This is a genomic window from Gallibacterium salpingitidis, from assembly GCF_001678495.1.
GTDB lineage: Bacteria > Pseudomonadota > Gammaproteobacteria > Enterobacterales > Pasteurellaceae > Gallibacterium > Gallibacterium salpingitidis.
Map to the genome: position 1 here is coordinate 1 of NZ_JTJL01000049.1, position 25351 is coordinate 25351.

The 25351-nt window shown below is 40.8% G+C and carries 12 protein-coding genes; 3 read left to right on the top strand and 9 right to left on the bottom strand.

Going from position 1 to position 25351, the window contains the following annotated elements; all coding sequences use genetic code 11:
• The 9 genes from QS62_RS09035 to QS62_RS09070 form a co-directional block, all read right to left on the bottom strand.
• Positions 1-12379 (bottom strand): hypothetical protein (locus QS62_RS09035; RefSeq protein WP_156550113.1); only part of this gene is annotated, 12379 nt, incomplete at its 3' end.
• 103 nt (positions 12380-12482) lie between these two features.
• Positions 12483-12629: an ESPR domain-containing protein gene (locus tag QS62_RS11885; RefSeq protein ID WP_082966172.1), complete on the bottom strand. Its 147-nt coding sequence runs from the start codon at positions 12627-12629 to the stop codon at positions 12483-12485.
• 1033 nt (positions 12630-13662) lie between these two features.
• Positions 13663-14214 (bottom strand): CDP-diacylglycerol--glycerol-3-phosphate 3-phosphatidyltransferase, encoded by a 552-nt coding sequence (gene pgsA / locus QS62_RS09040; RefSeq protein WP_066109088.1) that lies wholly within the window; start codon positions 14212-14214, stop codon positions 13663-13665.
• A 74-nt stretch (positions 14215-14288) separates the two neighbouring features.
• Positions 14289-16112, bottom strand: a complete 1824-nt coding sequence (gene uvrC / locus QS62_RS09045) for an excinuclease ABC subunit UvrC (RefSeq protein ID WP_066109091.1) — start codon at positions 16110-16112, stop codon at positions 14289-14291.
• 3 nt (positions 16113-16115) lie between these two features.
• Positions 16116-16895: a 3-deoxy-manno-octulosonate cytidylyltransferase gene (kdsB, locus tag QS62_RS09050; RefSeq protein ID WP_066109094.1), complete on the bottom strand. Its 780-nt coding sequence runs from the start codon at positions 16893-16895 to the stop codon at positions 16116-16118.
• A gap of 14 nt (positions 16896-16909) precedes the next feature.
• Positions 16910-17104 (bottom strand): Trm112 family protein, encoded by a 195-nt coding sequence (locus QS62_RS09055; RefSeq protein WP_066109097.1) that lies wholly within the window; start codon positions 17102-17104, stop codon positions 16910-16912.
• The gene (lpxK, locus tag QS62_RS09060; RefSeq protein ID WP_066109100.1) at positions 17101-18078 is read right to left on the bottom strand and encodes a tetraacyldisaccharide 4'-kinase; all 978 of its coding nucleotides are present in this window, start codon (positions 18076-18078) and stop codon (positions 17101-17103) included. The genes QS62_RS09055 and lpxK overlap by 4 nt, the downstream gene beginning before the upstream one ends.
• A 12-nt stretch (positions 18079-18090) precedes the next feature.
• Positions 18091-19839, bottom strand: coding sequence for a lipid A ABC transporter ATP-binding protein/permease MsbA (msbA, locus tag QS62_RS09065; protein ID WP_066109103.1), 1749 nt, complete (start codon positions 19837-19839; stop codon positions 18091-18093).
• Positions 19840-19895: 56 nt separating this feature from the next.
• Entirely contained in the window at positions 19896-22295 is a 2400-nt protein-coding gene (locus tag QS62_RS09070; protein WP_231923698.1) for a DNA internalization-related competence protein ComEC/Rec2, read from the bottom strand.
• Between the two features lie 372 nt (positions 22296-22667).
• On the opposite strand from QS62_RS09070, the gene dksA reads away from it, so the two are divergent.
• From dksA to folK, 3 genes are all read left to right on the top strand, one after another.
• Positions 22668-23117 carry an RNA polymerase-binding protein DksA gene (gene dksA, locus QS62_RS09075; protein ID WP_066109108.1) on the top strand — a complete coding sequence of 150 codons (450 nt, stop codon included), beginning with the start codon at positions 22668-22670 and terminating at the stop codon, positions 23115-23117.
• 180 nt (positions 23118-23297) lie between these two features.
• The gene (gene pcnB / locus QS62_RS09080) at positions 23298-24743 is read left to right on the top strand and encodes a polynucleotide adenylyltransferase PcnB (protein ID WP_414146321.1); all 1446 of its coding nucleotides are present in this window, start codon (positions 23298-23300) and stop codon (positions 24741-24743) included.
• Between the two features lie 2 nt (positions 24744-24745).
• Positions 24746-25246, top strand: a complete 501-nt coding sequence (gene folK / locus QS62_RS09085; protein WP_066109113.1) for a 2-amino-4-hydroxy-6-hydroxymethyldihydropteridine diphosphokinase — start codon at positions 24746-24748, stop codon at positions 25244-25246.
• Positions 25247-25351: the final 105 nt, after the last annotated feature.

The window sequence follows — 25351 nt, forward strand, 5'->3', positions numbered from 1 at the left end:
CAGATACTGTCGCACGACCTGGTTGAGTAGTTTGCACTAAACCTGCTGTTGCCATTGCACCTGCAATACCGCCGCGAGATTCCTTAGTCAAGTTATCAACTCGTTTGTTAACTTTGTTGATCTCTTGTGTTGTATTAGCAGCAACACGTTTTAATTGACCAACATTTACTGCATCTGTGTCATTAACACCATCCGCTACACCACGAACACGAGTTGGATTTTTCTCTGTACCTACATTTAACACGTTAGTACCGTCATCATCTGTACTGCTGCTCATAGTAACATTGCCGCCAATAGTGATTTGTTTAAGTTTAAGATTATCTGATAAGTTGACTTTATAGATAGTCTTATCACTATTGCTGGTGTCTTTGACTACAGTAAGATTACCGTCATCATTCGCTACCTCAACGCTAGCTCTCTTCGCTACTTCTTGGATAGCTTCGCTTACAGTGTTCTTACCAGTACCGCCGATACCTTCTTTACCGTCTTTGTCAATCACCTTGCCATTTTCATCAATGCTCTTCACACCTAAGATATTTGCAATTTGACCGCCGTTAACTGCTTGCTTGCTGCCTTCAGCCACTTTACCAGCTGCAACATTATCTACAGTTAAACCTTTATCCGGTTCAGTAGGGTTGACTACTTTCATACCAGCAATAGTTGTATTGGTCTTAGTTTGATCAATTTCACCGTTATCCTTGACAACGTAGAACTTATCGCCAATCTTAGCCAAGGTTTCACCATCACTATTGATATAGCTCATTGGAATACCGTTAACATTGATGGTATAGCTGAATGTGCCATCGGTATCTTTCTTCACTTCTGATACTTGAACATTAGCACCAGCCTTAACTTTAACAGTATCTCCTAATGCCAATTTTTCAGTAGATTTAACGATCTTGCCGTCTTTATCTATGGTTTCTGTTGCAACATTTAGCCCTTTATCAATTGTTTTGTTAATGTCAGTGATATCCTCTTTCACATCATCAACATCACCTTGAACACCTTTGACTGCATCATCAACATATTTCTTGTTGGCTGCATCGGTATCATTCTCTGGGCCAGCCACATTCTTAATTGTATTACCACCATTATCTAAACCATCTTTAGTAAGTTTTACAGTAACCTCATCCTTACCTGGTTCTTTAGAGGTAATAGTAATACCATCGCCATCGATCTTCGTAGTTGAAGTCTTAGTATTAGGTTCCGTACCTTCTGTCTTAGTAAAGGTTGCAGAGTTCATATCAGTAAGATCTTTGTTCACACTAATAGTCACTTTACCATCTTTATCGACAGTTGCAGTGGTGTTGTCACCATTTCGGAAATCAAGACCTGTATCCAATGACACTTCTGGTTTACTTACAGTTTGAGACTGACCTTTATCATCAGTATAGGTATATCCTGCACCATTCGCTTTATAGGCAAGTTTCACTGTTGCACTATCACCAGTTAAATCGCCTTTAGTCACGACTTTATTGTTATCAGAAGGAGTGACTGCACTACCATCTTTACCATTGGTACCATTAGTACCGTTGATAACCACAACATTACCGTCACTATCGACAGTAATGTAGGCATCATCACCTTTCTCGCCAGGTTTACCGTCTTTACCATTTAACACAATACCGTTAAAGCCAGGAGTTTTCTTCATTTCAATACGAAGAATACTGGTATCGGTACTATCTCTGTGGGTAATAAGGTTATCCGCAGAGTAATTAGCGGCATTCGCAGTCGTCCATGTTGCTGAGCTACTACCTTGGATCTTCAACAATGAGCCTAATGGACGATGGATAAGACCGACTGCTTCAGCCTGATTGCCCAAGAAGCCAATGCCTGCTTGTGCCACGGCTTGAAGATCTGCTAGGGTCGTTGCTTTATTTAAAGCATTACCGTTAAGCTCTAGTAAACCAGATTGTTTTTTGCTGTTCGCATCAGTATAGCCATTCATCAACTTCTTAGCTACATCTGCAGAGATAGCTTGGCTGTTAAGCATATGCGGATCGCCAGCGGTATTTCCAGTTGGGTCAATACCTAAAGCACTCGCAATATTGGCTAAAGTGGTTGGGCTATTTACTGTTGAGCCATCAGGGTTCACTGCAGAAAGCATCACATCAGACTTAGCCACATTACCTTCTTCATCAGTAGGATCAAAGTTAGCATCTTTTTTCTTCGCCAAATCAGCTAAAGTAAGACCTTGCTCCTCTCCATTAGGTTTACCATTTTCATCCAAGCCAGCTTCGGTGTACCATAAACCATCCGCCGCTTTTTGGTAACCTGTCACGGTATTGGCAGAGTAGTATTTGCCGTTTTCTACCAACACACGATTGCCATCTTTATCGGTATATACGACAGTCCCTGCGACACCATCACGTAAGGCTTGTACCTTGTTGATAATGGTCGTACCGCCAGTGCCATCTTTACCTGCAGGACCGACAAGACCTTGTTGACCTGGTACGCCAGGGATGCCTTGTGCACCAGGAACGCCAACGCCATTCTCACCATCGTAGCCATAGCCATCAACACCATTGATACCGTCTTTGCCATTTTTACCAGCAATTGGCGTACCTAAGATTTTCTCGGCAATAGCGTCTAATTGGTCTTTATTGACTGCATCTGTACCATCAACACCAGCAGCCACGTCAGTAACACGCGCACCGTTCATGCTGATAGATGGTTTAGTATCATCGTATGGAGTCTTGTCATCATCAGCAGCAGCACCATTATTAAAGGTAATACGTGCACCACCAGTAGTACCACCACCGATAGAAGTGATATTGTTTAATACAGGGTTAAGATTGTATTTCACAATACCGTCTTTACCGATTTCCGCTGTAGTGTTAGTACCGTTTTGGAAGTCAAGACCAGTTTTAAGGGTAACTTCAGAGGCTTTGGTATCGTCCTTATCTGTAGTGTCAGCTTTGAAACCTTTACCATCAGTTGTCTTATAAGATAACTTCACAGTAGCGGTATCACCAGTGATGTCATCTTCGGTGAGGACTTTAGAACCGTTAGCACCATCTAGACCATTATCACCTTTCTTACCATCTTTACCGTTGACACCGTTGATAACGACAACTTCACCGTTTTCATTCACACCGATAAAGCCATCTTTACCATCTGTACCATCGTCACCGTTTTTGCCATTAAGCACGATGCCTTCAAAGTGAGGAAGTTTCAACATTTGAATACGGATTTGTTTGTTATCCGTATTGACTACGGTTGCTAAGTTATCGCCACTGTAATTTTTTGCATCATCAGATACATCAACAGCAGCACCTGTAGTAGCATCCACCTTACCCACGATATTGAGGGTAGTACCTAATGCACGGCGCAATGTGTTACCTGCGTTATCCGCAAATACTAGACCAGTTAAGCCTAAGGCTTGTAGGTCAGCAAGGGTCACGGCTTTATTAAGGTCAGCGCCTTTCAACGCATAAAGACCTGATGCTGCTGTACCATCAGTAGTACCAATAAGGTCAGACACCTTAGACGTACTCTTAGCCACCGTCTCTGCCGTCAATGCCGCTGTCTTATACTTGTCGGCTTCAATACCCAAAGCACTAGCAATATTGGCCAAGGTAATTGGAGTCACAGTCTGACCATCGCTACCCACAGAAGAAAGGATGACTTTCTCAGTTTCAGTCAACTTAGTTTTATTACTATCACTATATGGTTTGCTAGTATCTGCTGCCTTGTAGAAACCATCAGCCTCTTTGTACACACGAGTACCATCTTCCAAGGTATACACAACGGTAGTGCCTTGGGTAGCTGTGAAGCTGATGGATTGAATAGAGGCATTTAACTGACCTACTGTCGCTGCATCACTAGCCTCTGTACCATCAGCTAAACCGGCAAGTTTTACTTTGTCAGTTGGTGTTGCGCCAGCCAAAGTGAGTGTCGCAGGCTTAGCTGGATTTGGCTCGGCTGCCGCTACTGCTGGTGTCGCTGTGAGTGTCACCCCATTCGCTTTATCCGCCGTAGTCGCTGCACCGATAGTTAACTCACTAAAGACAGGTTTCTCGCTAAGACCTAGAGTGACACCTGTAGCATCGGATTTCACGCGGAGGTTGTCACCACGGTAATTGTTGTCTGCGCCACTGACAGTTTCCACAATAGGTGCATTAGCTTTTGCATGAGTAACGCTTAATGCACTACCTAGTGCAACCGATGTGGTCGCATGGCCTGTCACTGAGGTATCGCCATTAAACTGAATACCTGCGCTAGTCGCATTGATTAAATCATCAATGACCGCTTTAACGTTGTTTCTTGCATCATTATTACCAACCTGATTGAAAGATAATGGAGCAAAACCAGTACCCGCTTCATTAACCTTCAAACCAAGCTGAGTCACCGCCAAATCATTTAATTGAGAGCCATTAATGGCATTTAATGAGTTATCGGCAATCTTACCAGCCTTGATACCGTCAAAAATGCGGTTGTTAAGGACAAGCGTACCTTCTTTCGTACTAGCTAAGTCACTACCTGCTTGACCATTCTTAAACTCTAGCTTAACTTCTTGCTTTTTAATAATGGCGTTGGCAGTGTTATCGGTACTGACATCACGCGTATTCCTACTAGAAATAGAAGTTGTGCTAATTAAGTCTGAATCTAGAGAGAAATTCACTACACCAGCGAAATTAGGTTGATCGCTGATGGAGATTTTGACATTGCGATTAGTTGTTGTAGGACTATATTCTCCACGGAAATCTAGACCAACACTCGCTGCATCAACTGAAACCACAGGTGATGAGCTTGCATTAGCCTTATATTTCAACTGACCAGAAGGAACAGTACCGCTACTTCTCACAATTTCCATAAAGTCTTTGACAGCGCCAGTTGCTTCAAAAATCAACGTAGGCAACGTATCTGGTGTTGTAAGGCTAGTTGGATCCCAGTAAGCATTAACATAACCATCTCCTTTAAGGTTAAAGCCCTTAGTGAGTTGAATTATTTTAGTTGCTGGTTGTGTTGAAGTGGTGCTATCTTCCACATATGAGGTCCGTGTACCTAGTTCTTCATTGGCCGGATCAATGAAGACTGTCTCTGTCTTATATCCAACATGTCCAGCATCAGTAATAGTAAAGTAATCACCACCATTTGCCGTATTGGCAATGTTGGCATTAATAGTACCGTTGTTGTAGATATTGGTTGATTTAGTGACATAGTTATTCGCAAACGCAGTCTCATTGAAAGTGAGGTTAAAGGTATCACCCGCACCATTTTCACCTGCTGTCTTATCGACGTTAATGTAGGAGTCACCATTAATCGTTGGTTTTGCTGCAGTAAGCGCATCATAAACCGCCTTAGAAGTCACAGGCAAGGTGCTAGTAGATGCACCTGCAGCGCTTAAATCAGTGATTTTATTAAGGCTTAGACTAATACCATCGACAGTCGCTGCAGTGGTAATATCATCATTACCAGTAATTTTAAATACAGGATTGCTTGAGATAGCTTTGCTATTATCAACTTCACTGGTTTCTACATCATCACCAGTGAGTTTGATGGTCTTATTGCCTAAATCCGTCAAGTCTGTCTTATCGGCCTTACCATCTACTGTAGTAGAAAGGGCATGGAGTTGACCACCTGTCACCGCGTCTTTAGAATCTTCAGCAATCTTACCGTCAGCAAGACCCGTCATAACCGCATCATTGGCTAGGATGACAGGTTTCGTATCGTCATAAGCTGTGCCCTCATCATTGGCATTTTTTGCTTTGATAAAGGTGAGCTTAGCATCTTCATCCTCTGAACCACTAGCGATAGATTCGATACCAGTGAGCTGTTTAGCCAATTGGATAAGCAATTTGGCATTAGGTGTTTCAGTTTTCGACGGATCTGCTTTCTCATCAGAAACGGTGACCACGATATTATTCGCACTGGTGCTGTCTGTGGCATCACCGGTACCTGTGACCGCAACAGAAGTGCCCAATTTCTTCTCAGCCGTCGTTGAGCTATTATCACCAGTATAAGTGATGCCTTCAAGTTTACCGCTCCATAACTTAGCATCAGCTGGTGTAATATTTTCCGCATCCCTATCGGCTTTGGTGTCCAAGTTGCCTTGGGTAAGCGCCCCATCCAATTTCTTAATCACATTTTCGTTAAGCGTGATTCTGACACCCTCAGCAGTGACTTTGGTATCAATATATTGGTTTTCGCCAACATGATCCGCTTCTTTACTAGAGCCATCCCCTAGGATATTAAAGGTACCGCCTAACGCTACGCGTTGTGCTTTAGTGGCATCATTTACCGAGTTATCCGCACCAAACACTAGACCTGTTAAGCCCAAGGCTTGTAAATCAGCAAGCGTCACAGCTTTATCCAAGGCAGCACCCTTAAGGGCGTATAGACCTGTAGAGTCAGCCGGTGTCGTTGCATTGTATACGCCGACTTTGTTATAAGTCGTATCCGCCGCCGCTAAACCACCAGTATAATCGGCAGACTTAAAGCCTAATGCACTGGCAATATGCGCTAGGGTAATCGGTGTTGTCGTATTATTAGTATCACCGGTTGAGTTCACCGCAGAAAGCATAATCTTCGATTTATCATCGTACTTACTGCCTGCCTTATCTTTGGCTAACTCAGCCAATGTCAGGCCTGTATCGTCCTCTGGGTCGACGAGCGTGCCATCGGAATTGACTCTATCTGAGAGATACCACAGACCATTATTCGCTTTAACAAGTGCACCTGCGGTACTGGCTTTGTAATACTCGCCATTTTCTACAAGAACACGTTCACCTGTTTCCGCATCGGTATATACCACGGTACCTGCCATACCATCACGAAGTCCTTGGACTTTGTTGGCTAGGCTTTCTCCGTTAAGACCGTCTTTGCCTGCTTGGCCCGGTACGCCGGGTTGACCATCCTTGCCTGGTGTACCTGGATCGCCCTTAGAACCTATTGCCCCATCAACCCCATTAATTGGACCATCACCGATTTTCTCAGCAAGCGTCGTTACCGCTTTGTTGGTGTAATAGAGTTGAGAGCCGTTAATCGCATCGGTAGAAGTTGCTGAAACTTGACCAGGAGCAACGTTTTGTATTTGACGGTATTTAATAGAACCACCACCTACTGAAAGAATAGCATTAGAAGCATCTTGACCTGCTACTGTGGTAATGGCAGTACCATTACTATCTTTAGCGCCTGCGATTAAGTAGTCAGCTGCGGTAGTACCATTTACTACGGTACCAGTCACTTTAGAAGTCACACCTAGGGCGATGCTACCAGCTAGACTGCCAGTCGCTACGGTAGCCCCTTGACCGAGGGCAAGAGATTTTCCTACTTGTGCCTTAGCACCAGAACCTATCGCGGTAGCACCAGCGCCTGAAGCATCAGCTCTAGTACCGATAGCCACTGATGGTGTAATGACAGAATCCTCAGCACTACCTAAAGTACCTGAACCGATAAGGACATCACCGATACCAAATTTACTACCCTCTACAAAACCACCTGCTTGATAGCCGATTAACACAGCGCTGGCATTCTTAGCAGTATCACCACCAGCTCCATTAAATGTGGCTATAATGTCAGTACCGATAGCAACGGTATTACCACCACTGGCTTTGACATTTTTACCAATAGCAACACTGTTCTCACCTTTGGCTCCGCTATTTGTCTTGTCATAATTTAATGCTGTTTTATCGGTGCTGTTATTGACATTAAACCAATTGACACCGTCACCAATGCCCAGTTTAGTACGCCATGTATTCCATACACTATTATCCGCACTTGCTGCTGAACTATAGGTAGGTAAGTTCGAGCCATCAACCTTAACAAAAGTATCATCTAAAGCACCATTACCTTTTAATGCCTCTAACAACTTCGCTTTGCTAAAGGTTAAAGTAAAGGTATCACTGCCTAAACCAGCTGTTTTATCACCTGTTAAGCTAAGGATAGTGGCATCATCCGTAGTTAAGTTCACATCAGATTTAGCGCCAGAAACCGCACCATATACCGCTTGAGCAGAAGCGACTTTGCTCGCATTTCCTGTGGTAGTAGCGGTGGCTTCATCGGTAATGGTGGTAGCGACATTGGTACCGATGGTAAATGTGCGAGTACCTGCTTTAGCATCATCTGCGGTGGTGACCGAGGTATAGCTATCTTTTGCGGCAGCAGATACTAAACTACTGACAGCTTTTTTACCATCTACAGTAATATTACTTAAATTCACATTAGCAAATCCACCATTCTCAGGTTTCGCTAATTCCTTAGCAAGATTTGTTACATTAAGACCGACTTCGTATTGGTTAGCCCCATCAGCAGTTTTTTCATTAGCAACTGTTACTGTCACTAGCTCATTTTGGCTGGTTTTCGCAATAACTTTCTCTTGAGAAGCTTTGATTGCTGCATCAATAGTCGATTTACCTGTATTGGCTACGCCACCTGTTCCGTTTGATACAGCAGGTGCTGACACAATACCGTTGGTAACAGTGTAGTCATTACCCCCAATAATATTTTTAATCGCATTTAATTGAGCGCCAGTGACCGCATCAGAGCTGGTATCATTGATGGCTGCATTGGTTAAGTTAGTGAGTTTAACAGTGTTAGTAGTTCCAGAGGCAACATCTGCACCTGTAGAAAGTACTTGTTTTAACGTAACTGTATTTGCTGTAGCAGCAAATTTAATACCATTGGCACTAGTTGTATCCTCTGGATTACGCAAAATCATCGATTCAAAAGTAGGGTCTTTGCGCATACCAATCAGTACTTGCTTGTTAGTACCATCAATATAAGTAGAGAGGTTATTGCCTAGGTAACGTGTACTACCAGTGCCATTACTCCACCATTTAGCACTATCACCAGACACAAGATCAAACTTCATGTCCATGGATTGATAGGTCGTCATCGCTCCTGCTGAGTTAAAGTTACCTTTAAGGGAGAGACCTGTGTTGAAAGCTGAGTAAAGAGGGTAAATTTGCGAACCGTTAATAGCATCGGTAGAGGTTGCGGAAATAGTACCTGCCGCTACCCCTTGAAGTAGACGAGAAGTTGAGTCATTACCAATCGTCACGATGCTAGTTGGATTATTACCTGCAAACGTCGTTGCGTGTCCTGCATCAGTGCCTCCATCATAAGTAATACCAAATAGTGTAGGCGTATAAGCTATACCTAAAGCGCGGCTATTGGTCGCACCTACTTGTGCACTACCCGAACCTAGGTAAACAGAGTTAGCTAGGTTGGCAGAGGTTATGTTATTACCAAGTACAAAAACATTGTCCGCTGTGACGTTAGCATTGTTACCCATGACAAACGAACCTGTTTCGGTCCCTGTTGTCGTGCTTGCTCCAATCGTTGAATTGTTACCGATAACGTAAGAATTATCGTAGTTCACGGTATCAGGGTCACCAAATGCCCCTGAGTTATTGCCAGCGACGGTGTGTTTATAACCAATAGCAATAGATTGATTACCTGTCACTGTAAGATTATTACCGATAACTACGGAGAATTCAGCAGTAGTAGTGTCATCAGTTACATCTTTATTATTATCAGAACCAATAACAATAGACTTACTTGCTAATGCTTTAGAGTTAACACCTAGAGCGATAGAGTTACCCCCTTTAGCGTACATTTTTGTACCGATGGCAATTGCACCCCATCCCTCAGTTCTTGTCTTAAGATTCAGATGCTCTGTGCCGATAGCAATACTATATGCGCCTGTTGCATTGGCTTTATTACCTACAGCGATGGCATTTTGAGCTGCACTATTAGCCTCTTGACCAAGCGCTACACCACCAGCCCCAGTCACAGCTGCTTTGGTACCCACAGTGATACCACCTGTAGCACTGTTACCAGTACTCGCACGATAACCGATAGCAATACTATCCTCGGCAATCGCCTTGTTATTGTCATAGTTGGAAGCTTGTCTTTCTGCTTCAATGTCAGCTGTTCCTGGAGGGGTTCTACCTAAATCTCCATCTTTAGCATTAGTTAGGTTATTTAATACAGTACTGATAGAATCACTGCTACTAAAACTAGAACCATCTAGATTGAAAGCAGCTAACCCTGTGGCAGTGTTTTTGAATGTAGGGTTATCTGTTTCCATCTTTATAATATCTGCCTTCATTTCATCCATGGCAGATTGAGAAAAGTTCTCATTATTGAGTTTTTTACGTGCCACATAAGACAAATACATAGACTTTTTAGTGACATAATCTTGATAGTTTTCAACAAGATTCATTTGGGTTTCAAGGTTTGCATTCTGACCTTTGTCACTTACAGAAAGATAGTGCAATGAGTTTTGTTGATTAGACTTGTTTAAGTCTGCTTGTAATTGATAGTACACAGACTTTAACTGATCTACATTGACTGCATCAGTACCTAGGGCACCCGGTGCTAGGTTGGTAATACGACGTTCATTGAGCTTTTGACCGACAGAAATAATACCTGCTTTTGTATTAGAAATATAATAAATAGAATCTTTACCATCAGGCATCCAAGCGTATTTATTAAAGTCGCTTAAATATTTATTACGCTCCTCGTAAGTTAAAGCATCCCATGTAGCGCCTGTTGGCTTATCACCTGCATCAACGGTAGTGTAGTCTGTTCTTGATTGATAACCCAATGCCATAGAGTTTTCAAGAGAGGATTGAGCTAAATTACCAAATGCCATACTGCCAGAACCAGTAGCTTGTGCTGCTAGACCAAAGGCAATAGAGTTTATTCCTGATGCTTTTGAACCTACACCAATAGCGGAAGAACTGGCACCAAGTGCTTTTGAGGAATAGCCTAAAGCTAATGCATTAGCGCCTGTAACATAAGCATTGACACCGAGAGCAGCTGAGTTGATAGCGCCACTAGATATCTGTGCATAAGAACCAAGAGCAATACCAGATTTAGCATCAGAAATGGTACCATAACCCATGGTAATACTATTTTCACGAAGAGAGAAAGAATAACGGCCAATGGCGATACCGTTGTTGGCTGAGTAGTCGTTGCCGTTTACTTCTATACCATCCCCATCACCAAGTTGGAGGTTATAAATTTTCTTACCACCTACTTCAAGATATTCGTTGCCATCTCTAATCTCTTTACCATCCGTACCTTTTTGTTCAAAAAGAACATTATCGGTAAAACCTGCTTGGATACCTGCGACAGTGACTCTATTTATCGTTCCTCCATTAATGAGAGCATTAACACCACTATTAAATGTGGTCACATTACTAGCGTTAGTTGTTCCATCTGCTTTAATAATCTCTAAACCGTGCAAATAACTTGTTGTGTTAAGTAGGTTTTGATATTGAGTCTGATTGATTCTTGCACCAGCTACTGTACTATAACCAAGAGCAATAGAACCCATGCCTACCGCTTTAGCATTATAACCATAAGCGTAAGCACCGGTATGAGAAGCTTCGGCGTTATTACCAATCGCTACAGAGTTAGCAGCAAATACGCGAGAGTTTTCACCAATCGCTGTTGCTCCCACGGCTCCATCAAATTTTGCTCCATTAATTGTGCCGGGACCAGCAACAAAAGCTCGAAGACCTACCGCAGTAGAACGGTCAGCCAAAGCGAAAGAGAGAGAACCCACGGAAGTTGATAATTCACCACCAGCAACTGTACGAGAACCAATCGCAATAGACCCCAAACCTGCAGCAAAGGTAGGAGAGAACATACGCTTATCACTGACTGTGCCATCTTTCTTTTGTTCTGATATATACTTATAGTAAAAACTCCCACTCGTTTGGGCATCACCATATGAAATTAATGGGGCATTCATATCCCCAGTACCTTCGCTAGCCCACAATTTGGCGTAAATTGTCTGAATAGTATCGGTTGGCAATTTATCTTGATAAGTTTTGCTTACGATATCATCGTTACCAATAGCAATTGAGCTACCACCTAAAGCGAATACATCATTACCAACAGCAGTTGCTTGACGGCGAGCAGCAGCTGTACTACCAACAACGGTAGCTTGGTTTCCTCGTGCCCTAGCCCCTTTACCAATAGCAATCATACCGTTTTCTTCGTTAGCAAGACCCCCGTCACCGGCAGCACTGGCGTCTAGACCAATTACGACGGCCTGTAGTGCATTTGAGTCAGCCGAAGCATTACGACCAATAACCACAGAATTGGCTGAGCGTGATTTAGCCCCATTACCTATAGCAACAGCACCCTCGGCAGAAGCAGCAGCCCAAGAACCTACTACGGTGGCGAGGTTAGCCGCGTAAGCTTCAACACCTACGGCAACAGCTCCCGATACGTTGTTACATATAGCATCATCACCGTCGGTGCTATTATCAGATTCTTTTGTTCGGATAGTAAGGTTTACCGTATTTGTTCCTGTACACTCCCAACCGCCATCGCTGCCAGTATTTCCATAAATTTTATAACCACCTAAATCTACACTCACTGCAGCATCTGCCCAAGGAGCGATAGTCCCTGCCACAATCAACCAAGCTACAGCCAATGGCGATAATTTGAAAAATTTAATCTGTTTATTTTGAGATGAAGAAAAAGAGGTAGATTGAAGATGTGAAATTAAAGAAGAGTCAGAATTCCCCCCCTAGGATACCGCTTGCTAAATCAACATTTTCTTGTTTTTCTGATTTCGCTTTACCATGACTTTTCGTTAATTCCGATACTGCAACAAAAATGCCTCTGGTTCTATCAAAAATTACTCTAAATATATGGTTCATGTAAACTCTCTTAGTCTATGTATTTGTAAAATCTAAAAAATTTCTTTTGTCAATTTGAAGTGTCAATTCAAAGGCAAGAAAACCTGCTAAAAAACAAATCATCCAACAATAATTAGCTCTATCATTCTAGCAATTTTATAAATCTATGTAAACAAACAAAAAATATCTCATTACAAAATAATATTTTCCATATGCTAAATATAAATAACGCAAACGTTTTCTTGTTACCATCATGTATCAATATGTTAAAAAACGGTTATCAAACAAAAATGATTTCATACTTTACTATTTATATTCAATTATTAACAAACTATCTATATGATATACAACAATTTTTATAAAAAATTCTCATTGAGAATTTATATTAAACAACTATAATGATGAATAGTTATACACTTTTTTTGTTTATATTTTTCTCATATTTTCGCTGTTTCTTTGAATTTATTATCTCGTTTCCATAAAAAATTTTTGCAAGAAATACTTAAAATTTTGATAGTTTTGTTTGTTATTATTAACAAAAAAGAATAAGAAAGCGAATAAAATAAATCTATCTTTTGTTTACAATTTACATATCGAAACCATTATAAATTTTTCTTTATAAAATAATTAGTTAGATCCATTAAACCTGTTTATCAACTCGTTGCTTTAATTTTTCGTCCAACTTTTTATTTGGTGAAATTTGAGGCTTATTTTGTTTATTTTTATGTCGAAATTTACATGAAGATAAATTCTATCTGGATTTTGAGATATGACCTTCTCTGTCATACTGGCTTTACAGAGTCATTTTATTTATTTTTGACATAGATCAAGTTTGTAAAAGAAATGTTATAACAAGGTATTAATGAAAAATCTGACACAATCTAGGCGATAAATGATTCCTCTCTTTAAGGAAATAAAGAGGGTTTCTTACATTGAAATGGGGTTCTATCCATCAAAAAATATAACGCAGAATAGTTTGCTTATTATTGGATAAGGATTTTGTCGTTGGTAAAGAAAGGAGCTATCTAAGATAGCTCCGACAAATAAGGTAGGATTAATCTTCTTTTAATAAACTCTCTTTCGCTAGAGTTAGATATTGCCACATTGACCATACTGTCAAAATAACAGCAATATAGAGTGCAATAATCGCGATAATCTCCATCGTTGGATTATAACGCCACAACAACCCGATCAAAGCAATCATTTGTGAAGTTGTTTTCACTTTACCCAACCAGGAAACAGCAACTTTATTTCTGTCGCCTAATTCCGCCATCCATTCACGCAATGCTGAGATAATAATTTCACGAGAAATCATCACAATCGCCGGAATGGTAATCCAGAAAACGTGGTAATGTTGCACTACCAATACTAACGCTGCTGCGACCATTACTTTATCGGCAACAGGATCAAGAAAAGCGCCAAAACGGGTGGTTTGTTTCCACCTTCTCGCTAAATAACCATCTAACCAGTCGGTAATCGCTGCGACAGTAAAGATAATCGCCGTCCATAAAGGTGCCCAGCTAAAAGGTAGATAAAATAGAATAATAAAGAATGGAATTAATACTACGCGGAAAAAAGTCAAAAAGGTTGGAATATTTAATTTCATTTTGATCACCAGATCACTTAACACTCGTTGCAGCTATTGTAAAACATATTTGTCAGCTTTGCCTATAACGAAAATCAATGTTTTAAAGTTTCAAAAATGGTTTCTGCTAACGTACGCGAAATTCCCGGCACCGAAGCAATCTCCTCTACTGTTGCCGCTTTCACCCCTTGTAAACCACCTAAATATTTTAATAACGCTTGTCGGCGTTTTGCACCTACGCCAGCAATGCTTTCTAAACCACTTTGAATAAACGCTTTTTGTCGTTTTTTACGATGCCCGGTAATCGCGTGATTATGCGATTCATCACGAATATGTTGGATTAAATGCAACGCTAAACTATCCGGCGCTAGATGAATTTCATGTTCAGCATCACCAATCAATAAAGTTTCCAAACCCGCTTTACGATCAACACCTTTAGCAACACCAATCAATAACGGTTTGCGTTTATCCCAGCTAACATTTAATTGTGCAAATACCGCTAACGCGCGATTAAGCTGCCCTTTACCACCATCAATAAAAATAATATCCGGAATCTTATCGGCACTAAGATCTTTGTCGTAACGTTTTTTCAATGCTTGTTCCATTGCTGCATAATCATCACCATTGGTACCTTCAATATTGAAACGACGGTAATCTGCTTTTAATGGCCCTTCGTGATTAAAGACTACACAAGAGGCAATAGTATTTTCGCCCATCGTATGGCTAATATCGAAACATTCCATACGCTGAATTGGCCCCATATTTAACAAGGTTTGCAACGCTTGATAACGTTCTTCAATACGGCTTTGTTGCTGCAATTGTGTACTTAACGCTACTTTGGCATTAGTGCGTGCTAATTGTAAATAACGCTGCTTATCGCCTTTGACCTTATCTTGAATTTGGATTTGACGCCCTGCCTGCTCGCTTAATAATGCCGCCAGCATCTCTTTATCTGCTAACGTATGATCCAGCACAATACTATCTGGAATACTGCGCCCTTGATGTGCTTGTAAATAGAATTGTCCTAAAAAGGTTTCAATCACTTCCGCTAAACCAGTATCAGCAGGAATCTTTGGAAAATAACTGCGATTTCCTAGAATTTTGCCATGACGAATAAATAATACCTGTACACAAGCTAATCCGGATTTATAAGCAATGGCAATAATATCAATATCATCTAAGCGATCATTGCTGACGAATTGTTTTTCCATTACTGAACGCACCGCCTGAATTTGATCTCGATAACGGGCAGCCGCTTCAAAATCTAATGCTTGGCTAGCTTGTTCCATTTTGTTGATCAAATAGGTCACTACCTGCTGATCCTTGCCTTGTAAAAACAATCGTGCCAGATCGACTTGTTGTTGGTACTCTTCATCAGTAACATAACCCGCCACACAAGGCGCTAAACAACGTTTAATTTGATATTGCAAACAAGGGCGGGAACGGTTGTTATAAACGCTATTTTCACATTGGCGAATTGGAAATAGTTTTTGCATTAAAGAGAGGCTTTCGCGTACTGCTGATGCGTGCGGATAAGGGCCAAAATATTCACCGGCAATTTTTTTCGCCCCTCGATAAGAGGTAATTCGCGGATGGCGTTCATTTGTTAATAGAATATAAGGATAAGATTTATCATCACGCAATAATACGTTATAGCGCGGCTGATATTGCTTAATAAAATTATGTTCTAGCAATAAAGCTTCAGTTTCAGAATGGGTAATGGTGGTATCAATATGATCGATAGCGGCAACAAGAGATTCTGTCTTTTTGCTATTGACGTGCTTACGAAAATAACTGGATAAGCGTTTTTTTAGATTCTTCGCCTTACCTACATAAATTACCGTATCATTACGATCATACATACGATAAACGCCCGCTTGTTCGGGCGCATCGGCTAAAAACTTTTTCGCATCAAACATTGCTTATTTTGCTGATAATAATTGACGAACTTTGCTTAAATCTTCTGGAGTATCCACGCCCACAGCCGGCACTTCAAGCGCGGTTTCACAATGGATACGCTCACCATTCCACAATACGCGCAGCTGTTCTAATGATTCACATTTTTCCAATGTTGTTGGCGCCCACGCAACATATTGACGGATAAATCCAGCTTTATAAGCGTAAATACCAATATGGCGCTGATAGTTTTGTGCTGCAATTTGATATTGTGCTATTTGTTGTGGCTGTTGATAAACAGTGGCAAATTGATCACGATGCCAAGGAATCACTGCACGAGAAAAATACAAGACATAGCCATTTTTATCCGTTAAGACTTTCACCACATTTGGGTTAAATAACTCTTCAGGCTCATCAATACGCACTGACAACGTCGCCATATTCACTTGATATTTTTGTAAATTATTCGCTACTTGCTCCACAATCACTGGCGGAATCAAGGGTTCATCACCTTGAATATTGACGATCACTTCATCATCCGGTAATGCCAGCTGAGTTACTACTTCTGCTAAACGCTCTGTTCCCGAAGAGTGATGTTCCGCCGTTAAACAAACTTCACCGCCAAACGCTTTTACCGCTTCAACAATTTGCGGATGATCGGTAGCGACAATAACGCGTTTAGCGCCGGATAATTGTGCCTTTTCCCAAACGTGTTGAATCATTGGTTTACCTGCAATATCTGCTAATGGTTTACCCGGCAAACGGCTAGAGGCATAACGAGCTGGAATAATGACGCTGAAACTCATCTTATTCTCCTTAATTATTCTGCGGCGGCATTGGTAGTTGGTGTTGTCGCTAAAGATACTGCATTTTCAGGGAGTAATGCCGGAATACCATTAACGATAGGATAGGCTAGTTGTTCGTTTTGACAAATAAAGCGTTGCTGTGCGGCATCAAACGTTAAGGCTTGATGGCAATGCGGACACGCCAACATTGAAATCACTTGTTGTTTCATTGGGTTACCTTAGACATAATCTTGTCAATTAAAACTGCTAATTGTGTAGGTGCTATTTGCGCTGATACCGGAACATACCACCAATTATCCTTGGCAAATTCAGTACATTTCACTGCATCTTTTTCGGTCATTAATAACGGTATCTCTGCATTATCAATCTTGGCAAAATCATCTGCTTGGAAAGCATAATGATCTGCAAAAGCGTGTTGTGTAAGTAAGGTTAAACCTTGCTGTTGTAAAGTGGCAAAAAAACGCGGCGGATGTCCAATACCGGCGACAGCATTTACGGTAGAAAATTGATTTAATGGGCGTTGCTCGCCAGTCACTAAATTAATCGCTACATCAGGCGCTAACGTCATTGCAATTTCGCCTTCGTGTGCAATGCCGCCATTACAAATCACCGCATCTACTGTCGGCAAACGCTGTTGCGGACGCTCGCGTAATGGGCCTGCCGGCAATAATAAACCGTTACCGAAACGGCGTTCACCGTCAACAACCACCAATTCCACATCACGCTGTAATTTATAGTGCTGTAAGCCATCATCGCTAATAATCACTTGTGGATGATAAGCTTTATAGAGTAACTCGATACTCTCTTGTCGATTGGGGGAAATTGCCACTGGAGCGGCTGTCCGTTTCGCAATTAATACTGGTTCATCGCCAGTTTTCTTAGGATCGGAAGTGGCGCAGACTAAAAACGGATAATCAGTATTTTCACCGCCATAACCACGCGAAATCACGCCGACTTTAATACCGCGCGCTTGTAATTGTTCAACCAAACAGACTACTAATGGTGTTTTACCATTGCCGCCAACAGAAAGATTACCCACCACCACAACTGGACAAGGCGCACGCCAACTAGCAAAAATACCAGTTTGATACGCTTTTCTGCGTAAATAGGTAATCAATTGAAAAAGCCAAGCGAATGGCAATAATAACCACTGTAACCACGATTGTTGATACCAAAATTTCATATTACCTCTTGTTTAGCCATCAAATTGCATCTTGTGCAGCTGTGCATACACCTGTCCATATTGCAATAGCTGTTGATGTGTGCCGCGTTCTACAATTTGCCCTTGATCAATCACAAGAATTTCATCTGCACGTTCAATCGTTGATAAACGGTGTGCAATGACTAATAAAGTTTTTTGTTGCTGCAACTCTTCTAATGCACGTTGAATTGCACGTTCTGATTCTGTATCCAGCGCCGAAGTTGCTTCATCTAAAATTAACACTGACGCATTACGCAATAATGCACGCGCAATCGCTAAACGCTGACGCTGACCGCCTGATAAAGATACGCCGTTTTCGCCGATCATCGTATCTAAACCATTCTCCATCTTTTCGATAAATTCCATTGCATGAGCCGCTTTTGCCGCCGCAATAATCTCTTCGCGGCTGTATTTGTCAGTTGCAGCATAAGCAATATTATTAGCGACTGTATCATTAAATAGATGTACTTGCTGTGAAACTACCGCACAATGCTGGCGTAAATTCGCTAGCGTGTAGTCTTTAATATTATGGTCATCTAAATAGATTTCGCCTTGTTGAATATCATAAAAACGGGTAATTAAGTTCGCAATGGTCGATTTTCCGGAACCTGAACGCCCCACTAAAGCAACAGTTTTTCCTGCAGGAATAGCGAAAGTAATATGCGATAAAGCCGGTTCATCTTTACCTTCATAATAGAAACTAACATCATTAAAACGCACTTCCCCTTTCACTTGTTCTGTCACATAACGGCCATTATCTTCTTCCGTTTTTAAATCTAAAATTGCAAATAGGGTCTGGCAAGCTGCCATTCCACGTTGGAATTGCGCATTCACATTAGTTAATGATTTTAGCGGACGTAATAACGCAAACATTGAAGAAAATACTAAAGTAAAATCACCAGCGGTTAGCTGACCACCCATCATTGTTGGTACGGTGGCTAAATACAACACGACCGCTAACGCAAAAGAAGCAATAATTTGCACAATTGGGTCGGAAATGGCACTCACCGCCATCATTTTTAAACTTTTACGGCGCATATCATCACTCACTAGATCAAAGCGCTCTTCTTCTACTTTTTGTCCGCCAAACGATAACACTACGCGATGCCCTTTCAACATCTGTTCAGCGCTTGCAGTCAATTCTCCCATTGAATTCTGCATATTTTTACTTAGACGACGGAAATGCTTCGATACCACGCTAATTAAGCCGGCGATAATAGGGCCAACAATAAATAACACCAGCGATAACTGCCAGCTGGTATAGATCATTAATGATAATAATGAGATCACTGTTGCCGTTTCTTTAACAATAGTAATTAATGCACTTGATGACGAATTAGCCACTTGTTCAGAATCATAAGTAATACGAGAAAGCAATTTACCCGCTGCTTGGTGATCGAAAAAACTGACCGGCATATACATTAAATGTTTGAATAACATTCTGCGCATCGCCATTACGACATTACCAGACACCCACGACAAACTATAATCGGAAACAAAACTGGTTAAACCACGCAAGATGATTAACACAATCACAATTAATGGCAGCCATTTTAAGAAAGAGAGATCCGCCTTACCAAAACCTTCATCTAATAATGGTTTTAATAAATAGATTAATCCTGCTTCAGTAAGTGCATTAAATACTAGTGCAACAATTGCGACTAAAATACCGAATTTATATTGCCAAATCATTGGCCATAAACGTTTAAATGTTTCTTTTGTGGAATAGTCTTTCTCATTCATACAAAGAATTTTTTACTTTAAAAATGGAATTAAGGCGCTATTCTACCTTTATTCTGCTATTTCTCCAACAAGCCCCCATTTTGCAACTGGTTAAACCATATGGTTAATGCCGTTCGTTGTTTCTCTATTTGGTATGTACCATCACGCATAAAACGAATGATGATCTGCCCGTCCCAACCGGTATTGGCAATTTGCATCTGTTGCGCCGCTAGACGGCGTAATACTTCTTGGTGCGGGAAATGCCAGCGATTAGCCAGACCTGATGAAATTAAGGCAACTTTTGCTTGTACTTTGCTGAGAAAAGTTTCACTGCTGGAACTTTTACTGCCATGATGCGCAACTTGTAAGATATCGACCGTAGGAAAATTTGCTAAATAACGCAATTCATTACTGCGATCTAAATCCCCAGTTAACAACACCCGATAATTACCATCATCAATTAATAACACACAAGAGTGCTGATTGCGCGCTATCGGGACGATCGCCGTCGGTGCTAACACCGTAAAACGTAAACGCTGCCACTGCCACGTTTTTCCTTGCACACAAGCTAAAGGTGCTTTTTCAGCATACATCACTTGTGAAGAGGTGAATAATTGCGCATTGGGATAGGCTCGCAGCAAGGTTTCCGCACCACCACTATGATCATTATCATTATGGCTAAGAATCAAGCTTTCCAAACGCACACCTTGCCGTCGTAAATAGGGCAAGATTTCTAATTCCGCCATACTGCCGCCTGACCAAGCCGCACCACTATCATATAAAACGCCTTGATCATTCTGTCGCAATAAAATGGCTAACCCTTGCCCTACATCTAGCATTTCGAGCGTCCAAAGCGTGCGCCATTGCTGATAATAGCCATAACTTAATAACGCTATCTGCCACATTAGTACAATTGCAAAACCGATAATCGCTCGCTGTAAAATCTTTGGTGACGCTAATAAATCGGCGTGAAAAGTCAATTTTTTTACCTGCAATTGCGCTACTAGTTGATTGTGGTTATTGGTTGGTAATTGGCGTTGTAGATAAAGTGCATAACAACTCAAAAGCAGACCAAAAAGTAAACCAAGAATAGTGAGCCACTGCCCTTCTCTTATAGTAACATCACGCCACGAATCTTGAAAATAACTGAGCCACTTAATACTGTTTTCCGCCAAATAGGCACACCATTGCCAACTATGCAGCAGATCGAAGGTAAAAATAGAAAACAGAATGCAGGGAATGAGCAAAAAACTAAACAGCGGTACAATCCATAAATTAATCAATAAACTTTGCAGGTTAAAGCCATCAAAAAATAATAGGACTATTGGTGTAAAAAGGAATGTTAACCCTATTTGTAAGTGCAGCAGTGTCAGCAAATAATAACGCCCTTTACCAAGCTGAGATAACGGTTTACCACGCCATTGCCAAGCAGATAATGGCAACAGTGTATGCCAAACCAGCAAACTGAATACCGCTGTTGCCGATAACCAAAAGCTGTCACTTAACAGCATTAATGGATCACATACAATTAAAATAGTGATAGTACGGAGATAAAGTTGCCACCAATTAAGATAACAGCGACAAAATCGCAGTAACAATAATAACGCCAGCGCTGTAATAGCACGTATGGTCGGTACGGAGAAATCAGCCAAATAGCTATAACTTAATGCCAATATACCACCACAAATTAGAGGAAATGTCGGGGTAATCCAATGCGTTGGCAATAGATATTGCAGGCTTCGTCCTAGCAATAACCCCAATAGCATCATTAAGCCGATATGCAGACCAGAAATGGCAATTAAATGTGCAGTTCCTGTTTGTTGGAACAGTTGTAGTAACGAATGACTTAAATAAGCCTTTTCACCAAAACCTAATGCTAATAACAAACCAACACTGGATTGCCCTTGTAATTTCTGTTCAGCAAATCGCAATAAATATCCACGCAATTGTGGCTTATCAGCAATCAATTTGGCTTGTTTCACATTTGCATTGCCAACAATGCGATTGGCATATAACCATTTTTGGCGTTGAAAACCGCCCTCATTCAAACGGGCAGCGATTGGTTTGATCGTAATTTCCCCTTGCCATACTTGCCCGGCTTGCAATGTTGCGTCCGCTTGCCAAGTGATATAAACGCGGTAATTCGGCTGCGTTGGTGCAAACTGCAATAAAGCGATTGCAGTTTGATATTCGCCTTGATGCAATACTTTTTCAATTTGAATCTTGGCTGATTGACTACTGCCTACCAAAGTATGCAGCATCTGATTTTGTTTAATCAAAGTTGTCGTTGTTGCAATACACCACAAACCAGTTAGAGCTATCACAAGCATTGTTTTGCCAATAGATAGGAACTTACGCCAAACAATAGCAACTACACCGATCAATAACAGTACATAAAATGCAACCAATAACCAAACAGACACCAGCCACGAAAACGGTAGATATAAGATGATTAAGCTGGTAATAAAACACAGCAAACAGCTTCGCTCCATAGCTTCTAAAATCAGTTCATTTATCTTGGTTTATTTATTCTGCCGTACCTTAATTAACAACCAGCAACCGAGCAAAAAGCAGACAATAAAAATGTGAACTCACTCGAAAATTTACAAAAAAAGCATTTTTACCCAATGATTTCTGACTAAATAATCGACGAACTCACAAATTTCATTTGCTAAAAAGAGTAACTTTTGCTATTTATATGCGGCTTTTTTGGAAGCCCCATCAAGCAGTAAAAAAATTGGCGGAAATTTGTATAAAAAACCTCCTAAATATTGATGCATTACTCTTGCTCATAATGGAGTTCCGGCAGTTGCTTGTATTATCAATTTTGGTGTCTAGGAGAGATGAATATGACAGCAAACACGCCAAAATCATCACTTAGTATTTTAGCTCTTGCCGGCGTTGAGCCTTATCAAGAGAAGAAAGGTGAAGAATATATGAATGAAGCTCAATTGCTTCATTTTAAAAAGATTTTAACTGCATGGCACGCTCAAATCGTTGGTGAGGCCGATCGTACCGTTGCGCATATGCGTGATGAAGCATCAAATTTCCCAGATCCATCTGATCGTGCGACCCAAGAAGAAGAGTTTAGCTTAGAATTACGTAATCGTGATCGTGAACGTAAACTGTTAAAGAAAATTGAACGTACCATTAAGAAAATCGAATCTGAAGATTTTGGTTACTGTGAATCTTGCGGTGTGGAAATCGGTATTAAACGTTTAGAAGCAAGACCAACCGCTGATCTTTGTATCGATTGTAAAACTTTAGCAGAAATTCGTGAGAAACAAATTGGCGGTTAATCGCCCTATTTTCTTAGGATAAGCGTTGTCTAACTAAATCGTATTCCTCTCCTTAATCGTTTAAGGAGAGGTTATTATTTTTTAATAATTCTATGTTTTTACTGAAAAAATATTTCGAGGTGAGCTATTTTTAATTACATTCGGAAACTCTTTCATAAAAAAGGCCAGAAAGAGGAAACTATTCAACCTACTAGTGAATCAACGATAACCACCGCTAGTCAAAAAATTACATCAGCACCGAAAAAATCATCTGCTCGCAGAACAACTAAACCTGCCAAATCTTCATATATCCTAAAAGCTTCAGATTACGGTATTTATCCTCATCTTATCAGCCGCCAAGCCTTGCAAGTTGTCGAAAAATTGCAAAAAAATGGTTTTGAAGCCTATGTTGTAGGTGGTTGTTTACGCGATATTTTATTAGCTAAAACACCAAAAGATTTTGATATTGCGACTAATGCCAGACCTGAACAGATTCAAAAAATTTTCCAACGTCAATGTCGTTTGGTCGGACGTCGTTTCCGTTTAGCTCATATTCTATTTGGTAAAGAGATTATTGAAGTTGCGACCTTTCGTGCAGCTCACGATGAAGTTAATAATGATAAATTCGCTAAGCAAAGCGCCGAAGGAATGTTATTGCGTGATAACGTATATGGCTCTTTAGAAGATGATGCTGCGCGCCGCGATTTTACCGTTAATGCTTTTTACTATAATCCACAAAAAGATCAGCTTTATGATTTCTTTAACGGTATTAAGGATTTACGCGCCGGGCGTTTAGTGTTAATCGGTGATCCGGTACAACGCTATCAAGAAGATCCAGTAAGAATGCTGCGTGCAATTCGTTTTATGGCGAAATTAGAAATGTTCCTCGATAAGCGTTGTGAACAACCTATTTATGAATTAGCACCATTATTACAAAATATTCCTGCCGCACGTTTGTTTGATGAGAGTTTAAAACTATTGCAAACAGGGCAAGGTGAGAAAACGTATCATCTATTATATAAGTACCAATTATTCCAACAATTATTCCCTGTATTAACGCCATTTTTTACCGAAAAAGGTGATTCATTTACAGAAAAAATGTTAGTTACCGCTTTACGTTCTACTGATGAGCGCATTGCAGATCATTTAAGAATTAATCCTGCTTTCTTATTTGCGGCATTTTTCTGGTATCCGTTGCGTGAACGCATTGAGATTCTGAAAAATGAGGGCGGATTGAATAATTTTGATGCCTACTCTTTAGCGAGTAATGATTTGTTGCACGCTATTTGTCAGCGAGTGGCGATTTTACGTCGTCATACCGCAACAATTCGTGATATTTGGTCATTACAGTTGCTCTTTACTAAACGTACCGGTAAACGTCCGCAACTAACGCTAGAGCACGAAAAGTTTCGTGCTGCTTATGATCTTCTGGCAATGCGTGCCGAAATTGAACATGGTGAAACGATTGAGCTGGCAGCGTGGTGGTATGAGTATCAACAAAGTAATGCTTCACAACGCCATCAATTAATTCAGGTACAGCAGAAACTACATATGGACAACGGTAACTCACAAAAACGTAAACCGCGTCGCCGTTATCGTCCAAATAATAAAAGAAAGAAACGTTCTAACCAGAGTTCGCCATTATAAAGATGAATAATGTTTATATTGCTTTGGGCAGTAATTTAAATCAGCCATTACAACAATTAATTACCGCCCTAGATACGTTACACCAACAGTCAGAAATTGAATTGATTGCTGTTAGTCCATTTTATGGTAGCAAACCGTTAGGGCCGCAAGATCAGCCTGACTTTGTTAATGCAGTGGCACAACTGCATACTTCATTATCGCCATTAGCGTTATTGGATTTATTGCAATCAATCGAACAGCAACAAGGTAGAGTGCGCTTACGCCGTTGGGGTGAGCGTACCTTAGATTTAGATATTCTGTTATTTAACCAAGAGATCATTGAGAACGAGCGTTTAAGTGTGCCACATCGTGAAATGAAAAATCGTGAATTTGTGTTAATTCCGTTATTAGATATCGCTCCGCAATTAGTGCTGCCAGATGGTAAAACCTTAGCTGATACAGCAAGCGCCTTTTTGCAGCATAATATGCAGAAGATAGCAGATTATTCAATTGTTGGTGTTTAAATAACTATTTTAGAAATTTATATTTCTTATAAATCGTCCATACTTTTTCTAAATTTTATAACTAATCTTAATAAAAGAACTTTGGGTTCCCTCTTACTCTTGCCC

What these genes read in the sequence shown, in the direction of transcription:
- kdsB (WP_066109094.1), bottom strand. Translation starts at nt 16,895, where the DNA reads ATGAGTTTCAGCGTCATTATTCCAGCTCGTTATGCCTCTAGCCGTTTG.
- msbA (WP_066109103.1), bottom strand. Translation starts at nt 19,839, where the DNA reads ATGAATGAGAAAGACTATTCCACAAAAGAAACATTTAAACGTTTATGG.
- QS62_RS09055 (WP_066109097.1), bottom strand. Translation starts at nt 17,104, where the DNA reads ATGAAACAACAAGTGATTTCAATGTTGGCGTGTCCGCATTGCCATCAA.
- lpxK (WP_066109100.1), bottom strand. Translation starts at nt 18,078, where the DNA reads ATGAAATTTTGGTATCAACAATCGTGGTTACAGTGGTTATTATTGCCA.
- folK (WP_066109113.1), top strand. Translation starts at nt 24,746, where the DNA reads ATGAATAATGTTTATATTGCTTTGGGCAGTAATTTAAATCAGCCATTA.
- dksA (WP_066109108.1), top strand. Translation starts at nt 22,668, where the DNA reads ATGACAGCAAACACGCCAAAATCATCACTTAGTATTTTAGCTCTTGCC.
- QS62_RS11885 (WP_082966172.1), bottom strand. Translation starts at nt 12,629, where the DNA reads ATGAACCATATATTTAGAGTAATTTTTGATAGAACCAGAGGCATTTTT.
- uvrC (WP_066109091.1), bottom strand. Translation starts at nt 16,112, where the DNA reads ATGTTTGATGCGAAAAAGTTTTTAGCCGATGCGCCCGAACAAGCGGGC.
- pgsA (WP_066109088.1), bottom strand. Translation starts at nt 14,214, where the DNA reads ATGAAATTAAATATTCCAACCTTTTTGACTTTTTTCCGCGTAGTATTA.